At 74.4% G+C, this 16,343-nt stretch carries 15 protein-coding genes; 5 read left to right on the forward strand and 10 right to left on the reverse strand.

All coding sequences use genetic code 11. The features are described from left to right. Positions 1 to 101: 101 nt before the first annotated feature. Complete coding sequence (locus ABTW95_RS09800) at positions 102 to 389, forward strand: DUF4235 domain-containing protein (protein WP_396447123.1); 288 nt, start codon at positions 102 to 104, stop codon at positions 387 to 389. A 126-nt stretch (positions 390 to 515) separates the two neighbouring features. Here the strand turns inward: ABTW95_RS09800 and ABTW95_RS09805 are convergent, their stop codons facing one another. Continuing rightward, positions 516 to 1,355, reverse strand: coding sequence for a hypothetical protein (locus tag ABTW95_RS09805; RefSeq protein ID WP_396447122.1), 840 nt, complete (start codon positions 1,353 to 1,355; stop codon positions 516 to 518). A gap of 18 nt (positions 1,356 to 1,373) precedes the next feature. Further along, complete coding sequence (locus ABTW95_RS09810; RefSeq protein WP_067488409.1) at positions 1,374 to 1,670, reverse strand: DUF4193 domain-containing protein; 297 nt, start codon at positions 1,668 to 1,670, stop codon at positions 1,374 to 1,376. A 565-nt stretch (positions 1,671 to 2,235) separates the two neighbouring features. Here ABTW95_RS09810 and ABTW95_RS09815 point away from each other — a divergent pair. Further along, positions 2,236 to 3,903, forward strand: coding sequence for a serine/threonine-protein kinase (locus ABTW95_RS09815; protein ID WP_500225962.1), 1,668 nt, complete (start codon positions 2,236 to 2,238; stop codon positions 3,901 to 3,903). A gap of 114 nt (positions 3,904 to 4,017) precedes the next feature. Here ABTW95_RS09815 and ABTW95_RS09820 read toward each other — a convergent pair whose 3' ends face one another. Then, positions 4,018 to 5,373 carry a sensor histidine kinase gene (locus ABTW95_RS09820; protein WP_500225963.1) on the reverse strand — a complete coding sequence of 452 codons (1,356 nt, stop codon included), beginning with the start codon at positions 5,371 to 5,373 and terminating at the stop codon, positions 4,018 to 4,020. Then, on the reverse strand, positions 5,370 to 6,023 hold the full coding sequence (locus tag ABTW95_RS09825; RefSeq protein WP_396447119.1) for a response regulator transcription factor: 654 nt from the start codon (positions 6,021 to 6,023) through the stop codon (positions 5,370 to 5,372). The genes ABTW95_RS09820 and ABTW95_RS09825 overlap by 4 nt, the downstream gene beginning before the upstream one ends. A 208-nt stretch (positions 6,024 to 6,231) precedes the next feature. Between ABTW95_RS09825 and ABTW95_RS09830 the strand changes: the two genes are divergently transcribed. After that, positions 6,232 to 6,408, forward strand: coding sequence for a hypothetical protein (locus ABTW95_RS09830; RefSeq protein ID WP_396447118.1), 177 nt, complete (start codon positions 6,232 to 6,234; stop codon positions 6,406 to 6,408). A gap of 113 nt (positions 6,409 to 6,521) precedes the next feature. Here ABTW95_RS09830 and ABTW95_RS09835 read toward each other — a convergent pair whose 3' ends face one another. Genes ABTW95_RS09835 through ABTW95_RS09845 form a run of 3 tightly spaced genes read right to left on the reverse strand, consistent with a single transcriptional unit; the run spans position 6,522 to position 9,534 of the window. After that, positions 6,522 to 7,331, reverse strand: coding sequence for an inositol monophosphatase family protein (locus ABTW95_RS09835; RefSeq protein ID WP_396447117.1), 810 nt, complete (start codon positions 7,329 to 7,331; stop codon positions 6,522 to 6,524). Continuing rightward, positions 7,328 to 8,233 (reverse strand): ferrochelatase, encoded by a 906-nt coding sequence (locus ABTW95_RS09840; protein ID WP_500225965.1) that lies wholly within the window; start codon positions 8,231 to 8,233, stop codon positions 7,328 to 7,330. The genes ABTW95_RS09835 and ABTW95_RS09840 overlap by 4 nt, the downstream gene beginning before the upstream one ends. Positions 8,234 to 8,274: 41 nt before the next feature. Then, a complete protein-coding gene (locus ABTW95_RS09845) occupies positions 8,275 to 9,534 on the reverse strand; it encodes a lytic transglycosylase domain-containing protein (RefSeq protein ID WP_500225968.1) in 1,260 nt (419 codons plus the stop codon). Between the two features lie 137 nt (positions 9,535 to 9,671). On the opposite strand from ABTW95_RS09845, the gene ABTW95_RS09850 reads away from it, so the two are divergent. After that, the gene (locus ABTW95_RS09850) at positions 9,672 to 10,982 is read left to right on the forward strand and encodes a D-arabinono-1,4-lactone oxidase (protein WP_500225970.1); all 1,311 of its coding nucleotides are present in this window, start codon (positions 9,672 to 9,674) and stop codon (positions 10,980 to 10,982) included. On the opposite strand, the gene ABTW95_RS09855 is transcribed toward ABTW95_RS09850, so the two are convergent. Continuing rightward, on the reverse strand, positions 10,979 to 11,944 hold the full coding sequence (locus ABTW95_RS09855; protein ID WP_500225971.1) for a hypothetical protein: 966 nt from the start codon (positions 11,942 to 11,944) through the stop codon (positions 10,979 to 10,981). The genes ABTW95_RS09850 and ABTW95_RS09855 overlap by 4 nt on opposite strands. Positions 11,945 to 12,408: 464 nt before the next feature. Between ABTW95_RS09855 and sepH the strand changes: the two genes are divergently transcribed. Then, positions 12,409 to 14,160, forward strand: coding sequence for a septation protein SepH (gene sepH, locus ABTW95_RS09860; RefSeq protein ID WP_500225973.1), 1,752 nt, complete (start codon positions 12,409 to 12,411; stop codon positions 14,158 to 14,160). On the opposite strand, the gene ABTW95_RS09865 is transcribed toward sepH, so the two are convergent. Both ABTW95_RS09865 and ABTW95_RS09870 read right to left on the reverse strand, forming a co-directional pair. Further along, on the reverse strand, positions 14,132 to 15,658 hold the full coding sequence (locus ABTW95_RS09865; RefSeq protein ID WP_500225975.1) for a PH domain-containing protein: 1,527 nt from the start codon (positions 15,656 to 15,658) through the stop codon (positions 14,132 to 14,134). The genes sepH and ABTW95_RS09865 overlap by 29 nt on opposite strands. Further along, a complete protein-coding gene (locus tag ABTW95_RS09870; RefSeq protein ID WP_396447110.1) occupies positions 15,655 to 16,215 on the reverse strand; it encodes a PH domain-containing protein in 561 nt (186 codons plus the stop codon). The genes ABTW95_RS09865 and ABTW95_RS09870 overlap by 4 nt, the downstream gene beginning before the upstream one ends. Positions 16,216 to 16,343: the final 128 nt, after the last annotated feature.

A 16,343-nucleotide genomic window follows, 5' to 3' on the forward strand; every position in this document is an offset into this window, starting at 1 on the left:
GGCCGCATGCCATTTACCGGCGCCGACCCGGCGCCCGCCGTCACCGCCGGGGGCGGGCCGTTCCGGTAGCGTCGGAGACGACAGACGAGCGGAGGACGAAAATGGCGGATAAGGGCGACATCGGGTGGCGGGTGATGGCCGGCGCCGCGGCGTTCGCGGGCGGGTTCGTCGCGAAGAAGGCCATCACGATGATCTGGAAGAAGAGCACCGGCAAGGAGCCCCCGACCAACCCCGAGTCGCCGGAGGTCGACCTGGCCGAGGCGGTCGGGTGGGCCGTCGTCATGGGCGTCGGCATGGAGCTGGCCCGGCTGCTCGCCACCCGCGCCGTGGCGCACCAGTACGCCAAGGGCACCGGCGAGCTCCCGTCCCATCTGAAGGTCGACGCCTGACCCGTGTCGTTCCGGGGGGGCGACCCCCTGGAACGGTCGCCGGGCGCTCAGGCCGGTCGCTCGGCGCCGGTCGCTCGGCGCGGGTTGCCCGGCGCGGGGCGGCGCCGGGTGCTCGGCGCCGGTCGCTCAGCGGGGGCGTTTCCGGTCGGATCCGGGGAGCGCGTTCGGGTGGGCGCCGGGGAGCGGGGGCGTGATCCCGGCGGCCTCGCGCAGGTCGTTGCGGACCTTCAGGGCCAGGGCCTTGGTCGCGGAGCGGTTGAGGGCGGCGCCCGCGGCGGCGCCGGTCAGGAACGGGCCCATGGTGCTCATGCTCCGGCCGAAGGTGCGCAGCATGCGTTTGCGGAGGGCGGCCTTGGCGGCGGTGCCGAGGGCGCTGGTGAGCGACCCGGCCTCCAGCGGGTTGATGCCGCGCTGCCGGGCCCAGGAGGTGACGAACGCGGCGCCGCGGGCGGTACCGCTGCCTTGCACGCGGACGCCGTACACCTCGTGCAGCTCCGCGATCATCTTGACCTCGATCGCCGCGACGACGAGCGCCTCGGCGGCCAGCTGGGCGGGGGCCGACAGCAGCAGCGGCGGGGCGGCGAACTCCACGGCGGCGAGCGCGCCGCCGGCCGCGCCGACGGCGGTCGTGCCGTTGCCCGCCACCTTCACGATCCGGTCCGCGAGCTCCTCGCCCATCAACCCGCGGTGGTGGGCCTGCAGCGTCTCCAGGTCGCGGATCGGGATGTGCGGCGCGGCCTCGACGAGCAGGTCGCCGAGCCACTTGCCGCGCGCGACGCCCGCGGCCCCCACCTTGCGGGCGCTCTGGCCGAGCAGCCTGGCCAGTCGCCCGAGCAGGCGGCCGCGGGTCTCGCGGTCCATGTCCTCGTCGGCGGTGAGCCGTCCGATCAGCTCACCGAGCTCCGTGGAGCCGTCGCGGCGCGCCGGCTCCACCTCGTCATGCCGTTTCTCGATCTCTCCCGACACTCCTGCGGCCACTCCCGGTCAGGCGGCGCACTCGCGGCAGATCGGCTGGCCGTTCTTCTCGCCGGCCAGCTGGCTGCGGTGGTGCACCAGGAAGCAGCGGGTGCAGGTGAACTCGTCGGCCTGCCGCGGAACCACCCGGAAGGTGAGCTCCTCGTTGGACAGGTCGGCGCCGGGCAGCTCGGCGACCTCGCCGGCGTCCAGGTCCTCGTCGATGATGCTGGCGGCCTTGTCGGCCCGCCGGGCCTGGAGCTCCTGGAGGCTGTCCTCGCTGAGGTCGTCGTCCGTCTTGCGTGGGCTGTCGTAGTCGGTCGCCATCTTCTATCTCCATCCCCCTCAGTGCTTTATGCGCCCCGTCGCGCGGATCTAACGCTCAAGGGTCCGTTCTTGTGCCCGATCCGGGCGGGAAATTCTGTCACGGTTGGTGACCTGCGACACACGAGGCGCGACCGTTCCCACGAGTGACACCGGTCACCCGGATCTTTCCTCGTACTGTGTCTTCCGTCACATACCCGGCGCGTACCGGCGGCCCGGTCACCGGGCCGGGGCACCTGCCGGAGTTCCCGCGGCGGCGGGGATCATATCGGTCCCGGCGGCGTTGCGCGCGCCGACCGGCCCCGCGCGCCGGGACCCGTCCGGTCCCGCGGCGGTCCCGCGGCGGTCCCGCGGCGGCGGGCGCGGCGGGACGGCCCGACCCGGCCGCCGCGATACCGAACCAGACTGATCGGTGAAACGTCTGAACTAACGCGATATCGTGCCCGCCTGAGGTTGGGGGCGGGCCCCTGCGGAGGTTCACCCGGCGGTCGTCAGGACGCCGGCAGAGGCCCGCGGCGGGTCCGGCGCACAATGTCGCGGACATCACTGCGGGTCAATGGAGGGTCAGATGCCGGATGCCGCTCCGCTGGAGCCGGGCGATCCTAGGGCACTCGGACAGTACGAGGTCATCGGACGGCTGGGCGCCGGGGGTCAGGGCGCCGTCTTCCTGGGCAAGGCGCCGGGAGGCGAGTACGTCGCGATCAAGCTGCTGCACGCGCAGATGGCCAACGACCCGGCCGCGCGTGCCCGTTTCACCCGCGAGGTGAGTGCGGCGCAGAAGGTCGAGCCCTTCTGCACGGCGCGGGTCCTGGAGGCCGACGTCCACGGGGACCAGCCCTACGTCGTCAGCGAGTTCATCGACGGGCCGTCCCTGCACGACGTGGTCGCGCACGACGGGCCGCGCAGTCCCGAGGAGCTGGAGCGGCTCGCGATCGGCACGGCCACCGCGCTCGCGGCCATCCACGAGGCCGGGATCGTGCACCGCGACTTCAAGCCGAACAACGTGATGCTGGCCGCCGACGGCCCGCGCGTCGTCGACTTCGGCATCGCCCGGACGGTCAACTCGCAGGAGAGCGCGGTCACCGCGACCGGCATGGTGGTCGGCACGCCCGGCTACCTCGCGCCCGAGCAGCTGACCGGCGCGCCGCTCACCCCGGCCGTCGACATCTTCGCCTGGGGCGCGACCATGGTGTTCGCCGCCACCGGTCAGTCGCCGTTCGAGGCGGACACGCTGCCGGTGATCATCAACCGGATCCTGAACGAGGAGCCGGACCTGTCGGCGCTGCCCGCGGGCCCGCTGCGCGACCTGATCGGGCGCTGCCTGTCCAAGGACGCGGGCCTGCGCCCGCCCGCCCCGCAGCTGCTGCTGAACCTGCTCGGCGCCGTCGGCGCCGCGCCCGCCGGGCAGTCCGCGGGGCAGGAGGAGCTGCTCAACCAGGGCACCCGGATCGCCTCGCAGCTGCCCCCGCCGCCCCCGGTGCCGCCCGCGCCGCAGCAGCGGCCGCAGCCGCAGATCACCCCGCCGCCGATGCCGCTGCACCAGGGCGCGATGCCGGGCCCGACCACGCCCCCGCCGCAGCCCATCACGCCGCCGCCGATGCCGATGTACCAGGGGCCGGCCGCGCCGCCGCCCCCGCCGCAGCCGGGCATGCCGATGCAGCAGCCGATGCCGCCGGGGCCGGGCTACGGCCCGCCGCCGAAGCGGTCCAGCTCGGCCGGGCCGATCATCGCGATCGGCTGCGGCGGGCTCGCGCTGATCGTGATCCTGGTGGTCGTGGTGCTGGCGATCATCGGGGCCAACAGCGACGACGACGCGGACCCGTTCCCGACCTACCCGACGAGCACGTACACGCCGCCCGACGACTACACCCCGACGCCGCGCGTGACGGGCGGGCTGGTCGGCAACTTCACCGGCGACGGGAACCAGCCGGGCGCGGGCGCCGGGCACGAGAAGTTCGAGGCCAAGTTCTCCCTGATCTACTCGACCGGCGTCGCGACCTACACCTACCCGTCCGGCGCGCAGGACAAGTGCTACACGCGCCTGTCGCTGCTGTCGTCCGAGGACGACAAGGTCGAGTACCGGGAGACCCCGATGGCGGGGATGGACCCGAAGGAGTGCGCCGCCGGGTACGTCACCTTCATCCCGTCGTCGTCCGGCGAGTCGATGCGCTGGGAGTGGCGGCAGATCCGGAGCGACCCGACCCCCGCCGCGTACGGGAACGTGTCGAAGTCCTGACCCGCGGATCCGTCCGAGCCGAACGCCCCGGCCGCCTCGCGAGAGGCGGCCGGGGCGTTCCGCGTCGCCGGGGCGTTCCGCGTCGCCGGGGCGCTCCCTCGGCCGCCGGGCGGGTCAGCCGGGCGGCAGCCGGACGGTGACGATCAGCCCGCCCCCGGGGCGGGGCGCAGCGTAGACGGCGCCGCGGTGCGCGAGCACCACCGAGCGGACGATCGACAGGCCGAGCCCCGCGCCCTTGGACGACTCGACGCGGTCGGCGTTCAGCCGCCGGAACGGCTCGAACAGCCGCTCCACCTCGTAGGCGGGGACCACCGGCCCGGTGTTCTCGACCTGGACGGTGGCGTAGCCGTCGAGCATGCCGGTGCGGATCCACAGCTCCCCGCCGCTCTCCAGGTTGTGCTTGATCGCGTTCTCGACCAGGTTCGACACGAGGTGCTCCAGCAGCACGGGGTCGCCGAGCGCCACGCCCTGCGTCAGCTCCGGGTGGACGGCCACGTCGCAGTCGTGCTCGCGGCGGGACGACTGCTCCAGCACCGTCGCCGCCACCTCCGCCATGTCGACCGGGGTGCGGGCGGTCAGCTCCCGCTCGCTGCGGGCGAGCAGCAGCAGCCCCTCGATGAGCCGCTCGTGCCGGGCGTTGGTGGCCAGCAGCGTCTTGCCGACGGTGCGCAGGTCGTCGGACGCGTCGGGGTCGCCGAGCGCCACCTCCAGCAGCGTCCGGTTGATCGCGAGCGGGGTGCGCAGCTCGTGCGAGGCGTTCGCGACGAACCGGCGCTGCGAGTCGAACGCCTGCCCGAGCCGCTCCAGCATCGCGTCGAAGGTGTCGGCCAGCTCCTTGATCTCGTCGTCCGGGCCCTCCAGCGCTATGCGCTCGTGCAGCGTGCTCTCCGACAGCCGGCGCGCGGTCGTGGTGACCCGCTGCAGCGGGCTGAGCGCCCGGTCGGCGACGAAGTAGCCGAGCACCAGCGTGATGACGCCGACCCCGCCGAGCGCGAGCAGCGACCGCCCGACCAGCTGCTTCATCGTCTGCTCGACGAACTGGCGCTGCAGCTCGGCGGACTCCTCCGGGGTGATGCCGAGGCCGATCACCTTGACGTTGCCGAGGATGTTGGCCATCAGGAACGACATCACGAACAGCAGCAGCGCCCCGGCCATGAAGAACAGCAGCCCGTACAGCAGGGTCAGCCGCAGCCGGACGCTCATCCGGCCGGGCAGCGCGGTCAGCGGGCCGCCGTCGCCGCGCCACATCCCCTTGGGGGCCGGGTAGGGCTGCGGGACCTGCTGCGGGCCCGGCCGCCGCCACCGGCCGCCGCGCCGGCCGCCCTCCCCGCCGCCGGGGACGGCGGTGGGCTGGGTCGCCTGCGCGCCGTTGTCGTGTACGCCGCCGTCCTGCGCGCCGTCGGGGCGCGCGCCGGCGGACCCGTGCGCCCGCACTGCGGGGTCGTCCGGCCCGTGCTGGGGTGCGGTCACAGCCGGTACCCCACGCCGGGCACGGTCTCGATCACCGGGGGGTCGCCGAGCTTCTTGCGCAGCGTCATCATCGTCACCCGGACGACGTTGGTGAACGGGTCGATGTGCTCGTCCCACGCCTTCTCCAGCAGCTGCTCGGAGCTGACGACGGCGCCGTCCGCGCTGAGCAGCACCTCCAGGACCGCGAACTCCTTGCGGGTCAGGTCGATCGGGCGGCCGTCCCGCGCGACCTCGCGGCGGGCGGGGTCGAGGGTGATCCCGGCGCGCTCCAGGACGGGCGGCAGCGGCGCCGCGGCGCGGCGGCCGAGGGCGCGCACCCGGGCGATCAGCTCGGCGAACGCGAACGGCTTGGCCAGGTAGTCGTCGGCGCCGATGGACAGGCCCTCGACCCGGTCGTCCAGCTCGCCCGCCGCGGTGAGCATGATGATCCGCGCCGGGTAGCGCTGCGCGACGAGCTGCTTGCACACGTCGTCGCCGTGGACCTTCGGCAGGTCGCGGTCGAGCACGATCACGTCGTACTCGTTGACGCCCGCCCGCTCAAGCGCGCCCGCGCCGTCGTAGGCCACGTCCACCGCCAGCGTCTCCCTGCGCAGGCCGGTGGCGATCGCGTCGGCGAGCACCCGCTCGTCTTCGACGACTAGAACACGCACAGGGTCCCCCTCCTGGTCGGGCGCGGCGGCCCTCGGCTTCCTCAGATATGCCACGGGCGCCGTAAGACGCCCGTAAACGGGCGTTCAGCTCGGCGTACGCCGCACGGTGACCGCGCGGACGCAAGAATCCGCGAAAATTGCATCCGCGAACAGGTTTGCCTTCAGCTTAGGTCTGGGTAGGGCATGGGGACGATCCGGGAGGAGGCCCATGGGCGAGTTTTCACGCATGATCCAGCAGCGACTCGATGACGCGTACGCGTCGCTGCGCATCGCCCACGCAGAGGGCGACACCTACCTGGCCGACATCCGCCAGGAGGAGATCAGCGAACTGCGCCGGATCGCAGCGAACAACGACGTCGGCGTCGAACCACCCCGCTGCGATTGACCGCCGTCATTCCGAGGGCGCGACCGTAGTCGATGAGCCCGGGACCAACCCGCCGGTCCCGGGCTCATCGCCGTCCATGCGTCCCCATGGCCCGCCGGCCGCCCGGGCTGCGCTCAGCCGCTCGCGGGATCGAGCGGGGCGAGGAGGGCGTGCAGCGCCTCGAACGTCCCCGGCCCGGCCGCCACGGTCAGCTCAGGGCCCGCGGGCGCGCCGTCGAGGCCCTCGACCCGTCCGCCCGCCTCCTGGACGATCAGCGCGCCGGCCGCGATGTCCCACGCCTGCACGCCGCGCTCGTAGTACGCGTCGACCCGTCCCGCCGCGAGGGAGCACAGGTCGACGCAGCACGACCCGCCGCGCCGGATGTCGCGGACGTTCGGCAGCACCCCGGTGAGGACCTCCGCCTGCCGGGCGCGCCGCGCCGCGTCGTAGCCGAACCCCGTGGCGACCAGCGCCTTCGCGAGCGGCACCCGGGCGTTCACCCGGAGCTCGCGGGCGCCGGACGCGGTGTGCAGGAGCGCGCCGCCGCCGCGCACGGCCGTGTAGGACTCGCCGCGCCGCGGCATCTCCACCGCGCCGGCGACGGTCTCGCCGTCCACCTCGGCGGCGATGCTGACGGCCCAGTCGGGCAGGTCGTAGAGGTAGTTGACGGTGCCGTCGATCGGGTCGACGACCCACCGGACGCCGCTGCCCCCGGCGCGGGTGCCGCCCTCCTCGCCGAGGAACGCGTCGTCGGGCCGCGCGGCCCGGATCCGCTCGATGATCAGCTGCTCGGCGGCGCGGTCCATCTGGGTGACGACGTCGGTCGGGGACGACTTGGTCTGCACGACGTCGGGGCCGTCCGCGGGGCGCTTGTCGACCAGCATCCGGCCGGCCTCGCGGGCGGTCGCGGCGGCGAGTTCGAGCAGGTCTTCGGCCAGGCTCATGCTTCTCCAAGAAGGTGGCGGGGCAGGGCGGCGAAGCGCGGGTCCGCGCCGGGCGTCGCGGCGCGGGCGTAGGCGAGCCCGAGCTCGGCGGCCCGTTCGGCGGCCTCCACGTCGAGGTCGTACTTGACCTCCATGTGGTCGGAGACGAAGCCGATCGGGACGACCGCGACGGCGCGGACGCCCTCGCGGTGCAGCTTCTCCAGATGGTCGGTGATCTGCGGCTCCAGCCACGGCTGGCTCGGCGGGCCGCTCCGGCTCTGGTAGACGAGGTCCCACGGTGCGCCCGGGGCCGCCCTGCCGGCGACCGTCCGCGCGGCCTGCTCCAGTTCGGAAGCGTAAAGCTCCCGGTTGGGCTGGGCCAGGGGCACGCTGTGCGCGGTGAAGACCAGTCGCGCTCCTTCCGGGAGGCTGCTCAGTGCGTCCTGGGCCGCGTCCACGAAAGGGTCGATGAAGCCGGGCCTGTCCCAGTAGACGGGGAGCTTGTCGATCTCGGGCGCGCCGGGGACCTCCTCGCGCGCGCGGGCGATGTCCTTGAGGTACTGGTCGTTGGTGGAGTAGCCGCTGTAGGCGGACGTCACGAAGGCCGCCGCGCGCCGGATCCCGTCGGCCGTCATCTGGCGGACGGTGTCGGCCAGGTAGGGGGTCCAGTTCCGGTTGCCCCAGTAGACGGGCAGGTCCACGCCGTGGGCCGCGAAGTCGCGCTCGATCGCGGCCTTGAGGTCCCGGCAGAGCTGGTTGATGGGGCTGACCCCGCCGAACAGGTGGTAGTGCTCCCCCACCTCCTCCAGGCGCTCCTTCGGGATGTTGCGGCCGCGGGTCACGTTCTCCAGGAACGGGATCACGTCCTCGGGCCCCTCCGGTCCGCCGAAGGACAGCAGAAGCAACGCGTCGTACGACCTCATGCCTCCATCCAACCAGCCCCCGCCGGATGCCCGGCCCGGGGTCAGTCGTACCGGGCGGCGTAGGCCCTGGCGAGGTTGAGGACCTTCTGGACGTACCAGTCGGCGTGGTTGTAGTGCCACACCGCGCGGTAGAGCTGCTTGCCGCCGCGTCCCGCGCCGTTCGCGCACAGGTACTTGGCCGCGCCGGGGATGGCGTCGAAGGGGTTCATGATGTCGGCCTTGCCGTCCCGGTCGCCGTCCACCCCGTACGCCTTCCACGTCGCGGGCATGAACTGCATGGGGCCGAGCGCGCCCGCGCTGGACGGGCCTGTGTTGCGGCCGTGGTCGCTCTCCACCTGGCCGATCGCGGCGAGGACCGTCCAGGACAGGCCGGGGCAGGTGGTGGCGGCCTGCTTGTAGAGGTCCAGGTAGCTGACCGCGCCGCCGCCGGACGACTGGTACTTGCTCTCGTGCAGGTTGAGCACGTCCGTGCCGGCGCCGAGCACCTTGGCGACGGCCTTGACGACCTTGGCGGGGCTGACGCCCGGGGCGTTGACCAGGACCGCCACGTTGGGGACGAGCCCCATCTCCTCGCCGGACTTCTTGCTGACCAGCATGTCGATGCCGGGCAGGCCGAGCGGGCCGGACCCGCCCATCGTGAGGTGCGGCATCGTCCGCGCGACCACCGGGTACTGGTAGCCCCTGGTGAGCTGCAGCTGCTCGGCCGCGGCCGGGGACACCACGAACTGGTCCGCGGCGAGGGCCTCCCACAGCTCGGTCTTCTTGGCCGTGCCGGGCGGCGTCCACGACCGGAAGGCGGACGGGTCCACGGCGAACGCGTTCACCTGGCGGCCCTGGAGCTGGACGGCGCCGCCCGCGACCGCGGTCACGTCCTTGACCCGGCGCAGCTTGGCGATCCGCTTGATCTTGGCGGCGGAGATCGAGCCGCCGCCGACCGCCAGCACGTCCGGCGGCACCACCCGGCGCAGCGGCGCGACCTGGCCGCCGGTGGCCACGTTGACCGGGTCGCCGGCGCTCGGCGGCGGCTGGTCCCGCGGGGTCTCGGACGCGGCGGGCTCCGTCTTCTCCGCGGTCAGCGCGGCGTAGACGCCGCCGGAGGTACTGGCGATGGAGAGCACGGCGATGCCGCCGATGAGGAACGGCAGCGCGCGGCCGCCCCGCCGCGTGCGGGCGTCCGCGCCCCGCTGCGGGCCGCGCCGCTTCTTCTCCGGCCTGGGCCTCGGCCGCCGGGCGCCGGGCGCCGCACCGTCGCCGGGCGCCCCCGCGGCGGGGCCGGTGCGTGATGCTGGTGGAGAAGCCACAACATTTCCCAACGAGTCTCGCTACGGACGGTTACCCAGCCGTGGTTACGGGATCGTACGTTATCGCCGGATGGCCGGTCCGCCCCGGCCCCAAACATGAACTTTCCTCATAAACGTTTGCCGAGTAGAGTCGCCGCATGTCCGTCGAGAACCCCCGAACGTGGCAGAACTGGGCGGGGAACCAGCACGCCGCACCGCAGCGCGTCGTCACGCCGCGCACCGCCGACGAGGTGGCCGCGGCGGTCCGGTCGGCCGCCGACGAGGGCCGCACCGTCCGCATGACCGGCACCGGGCACTCCTTCACCGGCGCCGCCGTCGCCGAGGGCGTCCTGCTGCGCCCCACCGCGCTCACCGCGGTCCGCTCGGTCGACACCGCCACCGGGCTCGTCACCGTCGAGGCGGGGCTGCCGCTGCACGCGCTGAACCGCGTCCTGGACGAGCACGGCCTCGCCCTGGCGAACATGGGCGACATCCAGGAGCAGACCGTCGCCGGCGCCCTGCAGACCGCGACCCACGGAACGGGGCGCGACGCGGCCGGGCTCGCCTCCCAGGTCGCCGCGCTCGAACTCGTCCTCGCCGACGGCACCGCGGTGACGTGCTCGCGCGAGGAGCGTCCCGACCTGTTCGACGCCGCGCGCGCGGGGCTCGGCGCGCTCGGCGTCGTCACCGCCATCACCTGGCGGACCGTCCCGTCCTTCCTCCTGCGCGCACAGGAGCAGCCGATGAAGTGGGACGAGGTGCTCGCGCGCGTGGACGAGTTCGACGCCGCCAACGAGCACTTCGAGTTCTACTGGTTCCCGCACACCGAGGGCTGCCTGACCAAGCGCAACAACCGCGTCGAAGGCCCCGCCGAGCCGGTGTCGAAGTTCCGGTACTGGCTCGACGACCAGTTCCTGTCGAACACGGTCTTCGGCGTCGTCAACAGGATCACGCACAGGGCGCCCGCCGCGACGCCCTTCGTGAACAAGATCTCCGCCAGGGCGCTCGGGGCCCGGACCTACACCGACACCTCCTACAAGGTCTTCACGAGCCCGAGGACGGTGCGCTTCAAGGAGCAGGAGTACGCGATCCCGCGCGAGGAGCTCGTCCCGGCGCTGCGCGAGCTGCGCTCCCTGTTCGACAAGCGGGGCTGGCGGATCAGCTTCCCCATCGAGGTCCGGCTGCTCCCGCAGGAGGACGCCTGGCTGTCGATGGCTCACGGGCGCAAGAGCGCGTTCATCGCCGTGCACGTCTACCACCGCGACCCGCACGAGGACTACTTCCGCGGCGTCGAGGAGCTGCTGACCGCGCTCGGCGGCCGCCCGCACTGGGGCAAGCTCCACACGCGCGACGCGTCCTACCTGGAGAAGGTCTACCCGCGGTTCGGCGACTTCCGCGCCCTGCGCGACGAGCTGGACCCCGACCGCCGGTTCGCCAACCCCTACACGCGTCAGGTCTTCGGCGACTAGCCGGCCGGGGTCTGCGGGGGCCGCACGCCCTGCCCGCCGCCGGAGCCGCCGCTGCCGCCGCTGCCGCCGTCCTGGCCGCCGCCCTCCGGGCCGCCGGTCGGCGCCGGCGTGCTCGGCGCAGGCGTGCTCGGGGCCGTCGGCTGCCCCGTGGGCTGCTCGGCCGGCCCGTCCGTCGGCTGCGGCGCCGGCGTGGTGGGCTCCGCCGACGGCGCGTCACCCGTCGGCTCCTGGCCGGGGGTGGCGCCGGGCCCGGTCGGGCCGCCGGTCGGCTCCTGCGTGGGGGTGCCGTCCGGCTGCCCGCCGCCGCCCAGCACGTTGGTCACCGTCAGCCCCCGGTCGCCGCCCCCGCCGACGGGCTCGCCGGTCGCCGCCTCGTAGGCCGTGATCCCGCCGATGACGATCGCGAACACCGCCGCCGACGACACCGCCAGCTTGACCCAGTGCGCCTTGGCCCACGCGACGGTGCTCTGCCACGCCGTCCGCCGCACGACCTCGCGCACCGCGTCCTCGCCCGCCTCCTCGGCGAGCGACCCGGCGACCGCGTCCACCGGGTCCAGGCGCGTGGCGCCGGGGTCGCCGCCCGGATCGAGCCGGGTGGCGTTCGGATCGAGCCGGGTCGCGTTCGGATCGCCGAACGGGTCGACCCGCGTCGCGTTCGGATCCCCGGTCCACAGCGCGGTCCGGGTCGGGTCGGCGCTGGTCGCCTCGTCCGCCGCGCCCTCGGCCGCCGCCCGCCGGCGCACCGCCGACTGCAGGTGGGTCAGCTCCTTGATCTGGTCGCGGCCCTGGTCGAGGTAGTGCTTGGCGACCGCCGACCCCGCCGTCGAGATCACGCTCATCAGGGCCGCGCCGATGATCGTCCCGTACACGCCCAGGAAGGACGCCCCCAGCGCGGCGACCGCGGTCGCCACCGCACTCGCGATCAGCTGCGTCGCGCTGAGGTCCGGCAGCTTGCGCGGCATTCTCCGACTCACCCCTGTCCCGCGTCCTCCAGCCCGTCCGCCGGCGCTCGCACGGCGGGCTCCGCTCGGCTCTTATCCCCCGATCAAGAACGTAACCGGACGATCCGGATGTTCCTGGTCACGACGTGACTCTCCCAACGTCCGCGCCTGGATCCGGACGGGCCCGTCAGGCACAGTGTGGAAAAGGATGCACAAGAATCGGGCATGGCGCCCTCTCGCGGGTCGCGGCGCGGGCAAGCTTGGTCAGGTGCCCTCTTCGACCTCGTGAAGGGGGCTTCGAGAGCGGCGATGTTCGGACATGCCGGGTACGGTGCTGGCAGCAGGTGTGTCCGGAAGAGAGACTCGGGAACCCGGGGGAAAGGGCACGCATGCGCCCTCGGTGGGCATCGGACGGCCGGCCGTGAGAGCACGGCCGATCGCTCCGGCGTCCTCCGTGCCATCAAGACAGGGCAGGAAGGACACGCATGCAGGAGCTGCGCCTCGTCGCGGTCAGCGAGGACGGTACGTACCTCGTCCTGGCCACCGCGGGCCGAGGCACCCGGTTCACCCTGCCCGTCGACGACCGGCTCCGCGCCGCGGTCCGTGGGCACTTCTCCCGCCTCGGCCAGTTCGAGATCGAAGTGGAGAGTCCCTTGCGCCCCAAGGAGATCCAGGCCCGCATCCGGTCCGGCGAGACCGCTGAGGAGATCGCCGAATCGGCGGGCATCCCGGTCGAGCGCGTCCGCTGGTTCGAGGGACCGGTCCTGCAGGAACGCGAGTACATGGCCCAGCAGGCGCAGCGCGTCACCGTCCGCCGGCCCGGCGAGTCGACCCCGGGCCCCCCGCTCGGCGAGACCGTCGAGGAGCGCCTCGGCCGCGGCGGCGTCGACCTCGAAGAGGCCGAGTGGGACTCCTGGAAGTGCGAGGACGGCACCTGGCGCGTCCGGCTGTCGTTCTTCGAGGGCGGCCGCCCGCACGCCGCCGAGTGGACCTTCGACCCGCGCCGCCGGCACGTCTCCCCGCTGGACGAGATCGCCGCGCGCCTCACCTCCGTCGAGTGGGACGACGACGCGCTGTCCGACACCGTCACCCCGCTCGTCCCGCGCCGCCCCGCGATGAAGGTCGTCGGCGGCGACCGCGACGTGCGCGGCCTCCCCGCCGAACCCGAGCAGCCCGGCCCGCCCGAGCCCCTCCGCCGCGCCGACTCCCGCGAGTACCTGATCGAGCGCGGCCGCATCGCCGACCCGCGCCCCGGCTTCCGCGAGACGTCCGACACCGCTCCCCTCCGCGAGGCGCCCGCCACGCCCGCGCGGCGCGCGTCGCCGCAGGCCCCCGGCGCGGCCGCCCGCCCCGGCGACGAGGACGACCTCGCCGAGGCCGAGCAGGCGGCCGCCCAGGGCCGCGACGAAGACGACGCCCGGCCAGCCGCGGCCGGCCCGCCGCAGGGCGCGGACGGTGCCGCCGAGCCGCGGGACGCGGCGCCCGAGGCGGAGCGCGATGATCAGCGCGACAGCGCGGTGCGCGAGGCGGAGCAGGCGTCCGGCGCCCCGGCGCAGGACGAGCGCGGAGCCTCCGAGGGCGAGAGCGAAGAGCCCCGCGCGGCGCACGGCGAGGCCGCCGAGACGCACGCGAAGAGCGGAACCGGCGAAGCGCAGGAGAAGGCGGCCGAGGCGGCGCACGGCGACCGCGAGGCGGCCAAGGCCGTCGAGGCCGTCGAGGCCGTCCAGCCGCAGGGCGAGGACGAACCCGGGCGGCAGAGCGAGAGCACCGCCCGTCCTCAGGAGGACGTGGAGACGCGCGGCGAGCCCGGCGCCCCGGTGCGGGACGAGCGGGACGCCGCCGCTTCCCCGGCCCCCGGCGAGGACGGGCCGGGCGAGCCGCGAGCGGACGGCGCGAAGGACGGCGAGGCCCGCGAGGCCGGCGAGGAGCGCTCGCACCGTGCGGCCGCGCCGGAGACGGCGGCCCCGCACCGGGAGCCGGAGGCGGCGAAGCCCGCGCCGGTGAAGAAGCCGCCCGCGCCGCGGCAGCCCGCGCGGACGCCGGCCAAGAAGAAGCCGGCGACCCGCCCCACCATGCCCGCCGCCCAGGACAAGCCGGCCACCGCCCCGCCCGCCGCGGCGGCGAGCGCCGAGAGCACGGCGCCGCAGCGCCCGGCGCGGCGGCGCAAGTCCAAGGCCAAGCGCGCGTCCGTCCCGTCCTGGGACGAGATCATGTTCGGCGCGCGCCGCCCCGACTAGACGGCGCGGCGGGATCCGCGTCGGCGTCCGCGTCCGCGTCGGCGGCGTCCGCGTCTGCGCCGGCGGCGTCCGCGTCTGCACCGGCGGCGTCCGCGCCCAGGGACTCCGCGTCCAGGAACGGGGTCAGCCATTCGGGGGTGATCGCGGCGGCCAGCGCCACCGCGTCCTCCTCCGCCATGTCCGCCGAGGAGTAGCCGCCGTCCCCCGCGCCGACCGCCGCGACCAGCGTGGCCAGGCCGAGGCGGCGCTGGAACAGCGTGCGGCGGATGCGCCACCCGACGACCGCGCTGTGCTCGACGACGACCTGGCGGCGGCGCAGCGAACCCGACCGGACGGTGAGCCGCTCGCCGTCGGAGGCGTGGCCGAGCTGGCGGTAGCGGTCCAGGCCCAGCGGGACGGCGAGCACGGCCAGCGCCGCGCACGCGGCGGCGACCAGGGGCTGCCCCGCGAGGACGGCCAGCGCGGCGACGCCGGCCGGGGGCGCGGCGGCGCGGGCGATGCGGCGGCTCCGCGCCGCGGGCGGATGCGCGACCAGCGGGCCGGGGACGTTCCCGACGACGCGGGCGGCGAGGGACTCGGCGACCGCGCGGGGGGCCGCGGGCAGCAGCCGGCCCCGGTGGGCGGCGTCCCCGAGCCCGGTGATGAGGGCGCCGAGCCGCGTCACGCCCGCGAGGCGCTCGAACGGGTTGTCGGTGAGCTCGACGCCGCGCAGCCTGCGGCGCTCCAGGGAGACGCTGCGGCGGGTGAGCAGGCCGCGCTCGGCGACGATGGAGCCGTCCCGCTCGTGGACGGTGAAGTCCCAGTTGAACAGCGTGAAGGCGATCACCGACATGACCGGCATCGCGACCAGCACCAGGATGATCAGCGCGAGGACGAGGGCCGTGGGCAGCCCGACCACGTCGTGGCCGAAGTTCTCCACGCGCTTCCGCGTGATCAGGCCCAGGTCGTCGCCGAGGTTGTAGAGGGTGCCGAGGAGGCTGCCCGCCACGGCGAACGGGGTCAGCAGGTAGGCGCCGCTGAGCGGGGCGTACACGTACCAGCGGCGGCGCATGCGGGCGAGGACGCGGCGGGGCGGGGCGTCCTCGTCCCGGGTCAGCAGGACGCGGCGGAGCCGTTCGGCCTCCCGCAGGGAGACCGCGTTGAGCTCGCCCTCGCCGCCGTCCGCCCCCGCGTCGATGTGGACGATCGCCAGGCCGAGCAGCCGGTGCGGGAGGTTCGCGCTGATGTCGACACCGCGGATGCGGTCGCGCGGGATGCTCTTCACCGAGCGTCCGATGAGGGCCCGCCGCAGCTCGATGCGGTCGTCGTGCAGGACGTACGTGAACGTCAGCCAGTTGGCGACGTGGAAGAGCAGCCCCGCCGCGAGACCGACCAGCGTGAAGTAGAACGCCGTGGACAGGCCGCCGACGAGAAGGCCGGTGGCCCCCGCGGCGATGAGGGCGACGAGTTCGCGGACGGCGCCGACGACGAACGTGAGCGGATGCAGCCGCACGTTCACGTCGCGTCGTCGCGGAGGTCGTGCGCGCGGTGCGCGAGATCCCCGGCCAGGCGGGTGGCGAGGTCCACGGGGAGCCCGGACACCTCCGACGAACCGGTGTGGGAGGCGGTGTTGACCTCGATGGTGGCGAGCCCGAGCATCCGTTCGATCCACCCCTGCTTGCTGTCGACGGTCTGGATGCGCCCGACCGGGACGAGGAGCCATTCGCGGCTGAACCAGCCCGTCCGGGTGTAGACGACGTCGGCGCTCACCTCCCACCGGTGGACCCGGTACCGCCACACGGGGGCGACGGTCACCATGAGGAGCCCGGCGGCGCCGATGACGTAGGGCAGCCAGCCGACACGCCCGGACACCCAGCCGGGCAGGGCGTCCCACCCGGAGTCGCCGGCCCAGGCGGCCACGCCCAGCGCGAGCCCGAACGCGAGCCCCCACAGCAGCAGGTACTCGATCGCCCAGTGCGCGATGGCGCGGGGCGAGACCCGGTGTTCGGGCGGCCGCAACCGCGGCGGGTGCGGCCCCCCGCCGTCCTTCTGGTGACCGCGCCGCACCGTCGTCACACCGCGAGTCTAGAACGCCGGAGGCCCCCTCCAGCCGGTCCGGCCGGGAAGGATCACCGGAATCGGCGGCACGATCCCGGCCGCGGCGACGTTTTGTCAGTGGCGGATGCCAGGTTGGGGAACACCTC

The sequence above is a fragment of the Spirillospora sp. NPDC127506 genome (assembly GCF_040302145.1).
In the GTDB taxonomy this organism is placed as follows: Bacteria; Actinomycetota; Actinomycetes; order Streptosporangiales; family Streptosporangiaceae; genus Spirillospora.

Coding starts and splice junctions, on each gene's coding strand:
- ABTW95_RS09840 (WP_500225965.1), bottom strand. CDS start 8,233: ATGAGGTCGTACGACGCGTTGCTTCTGCTGTCCTTCGGCGGACCGGAG.
- ABTW95_RS09850 (WP_500225970.1), top strand. CDS start 9,672: ATGTCCGTCGAGAACCCCCGAACGTGGCAGAACTGGGCGGGGAACCAG.
- ABTW95_RS09815 (WP_500225962.1), top strand. CDS start 2,236: ATGCCGGATGCCGCTCCGCTGGAGCCGGGCGATCCTAGGGCACTCGGA.
- ABTW95_RS09835 (WP_396447117.1), bottom strand. CDS start 7,331: ATGAGCCTGGCCGAAGACCTGCTCGAACTCGCCGCCGCGACCGCCCGC.
- ABTW95_RS09800 (WP_396447123.1), top strand. CDS start 102: ATGGCGGATAAGGGCGACATCGGGTGGCGGGTGATGGCCGGCGCCGCG.
- ABTW95_RS09830 (WP_396447118.1), top strand. CDS start 6,232: ATGGGCGAGTTTTCACGCATGATCCAGCAGCGACTCGATGACGCGTAC.
- sepH (WP_500225973.1), top strand. CDS start 12,409: ATGCAGGAGCTGCGCCTCGTCGCGGTCAGCGAGGACGGTACGTACCTC.
- ABTW95_RS09855 (WP_500225971.1), bottom strand. CDS start 11,944: ATGCCGCGCAAGCTGCCGGACCTCAGCGCGACGCAGCTGATCGCGAGT.
- ABTW95_RS09810 (WP_067488409.1), bottom strand. CDS start 1,670: ATGGCGACCGACTACGACAGCCCACGCAAGACGGACGACGACCTCAGC.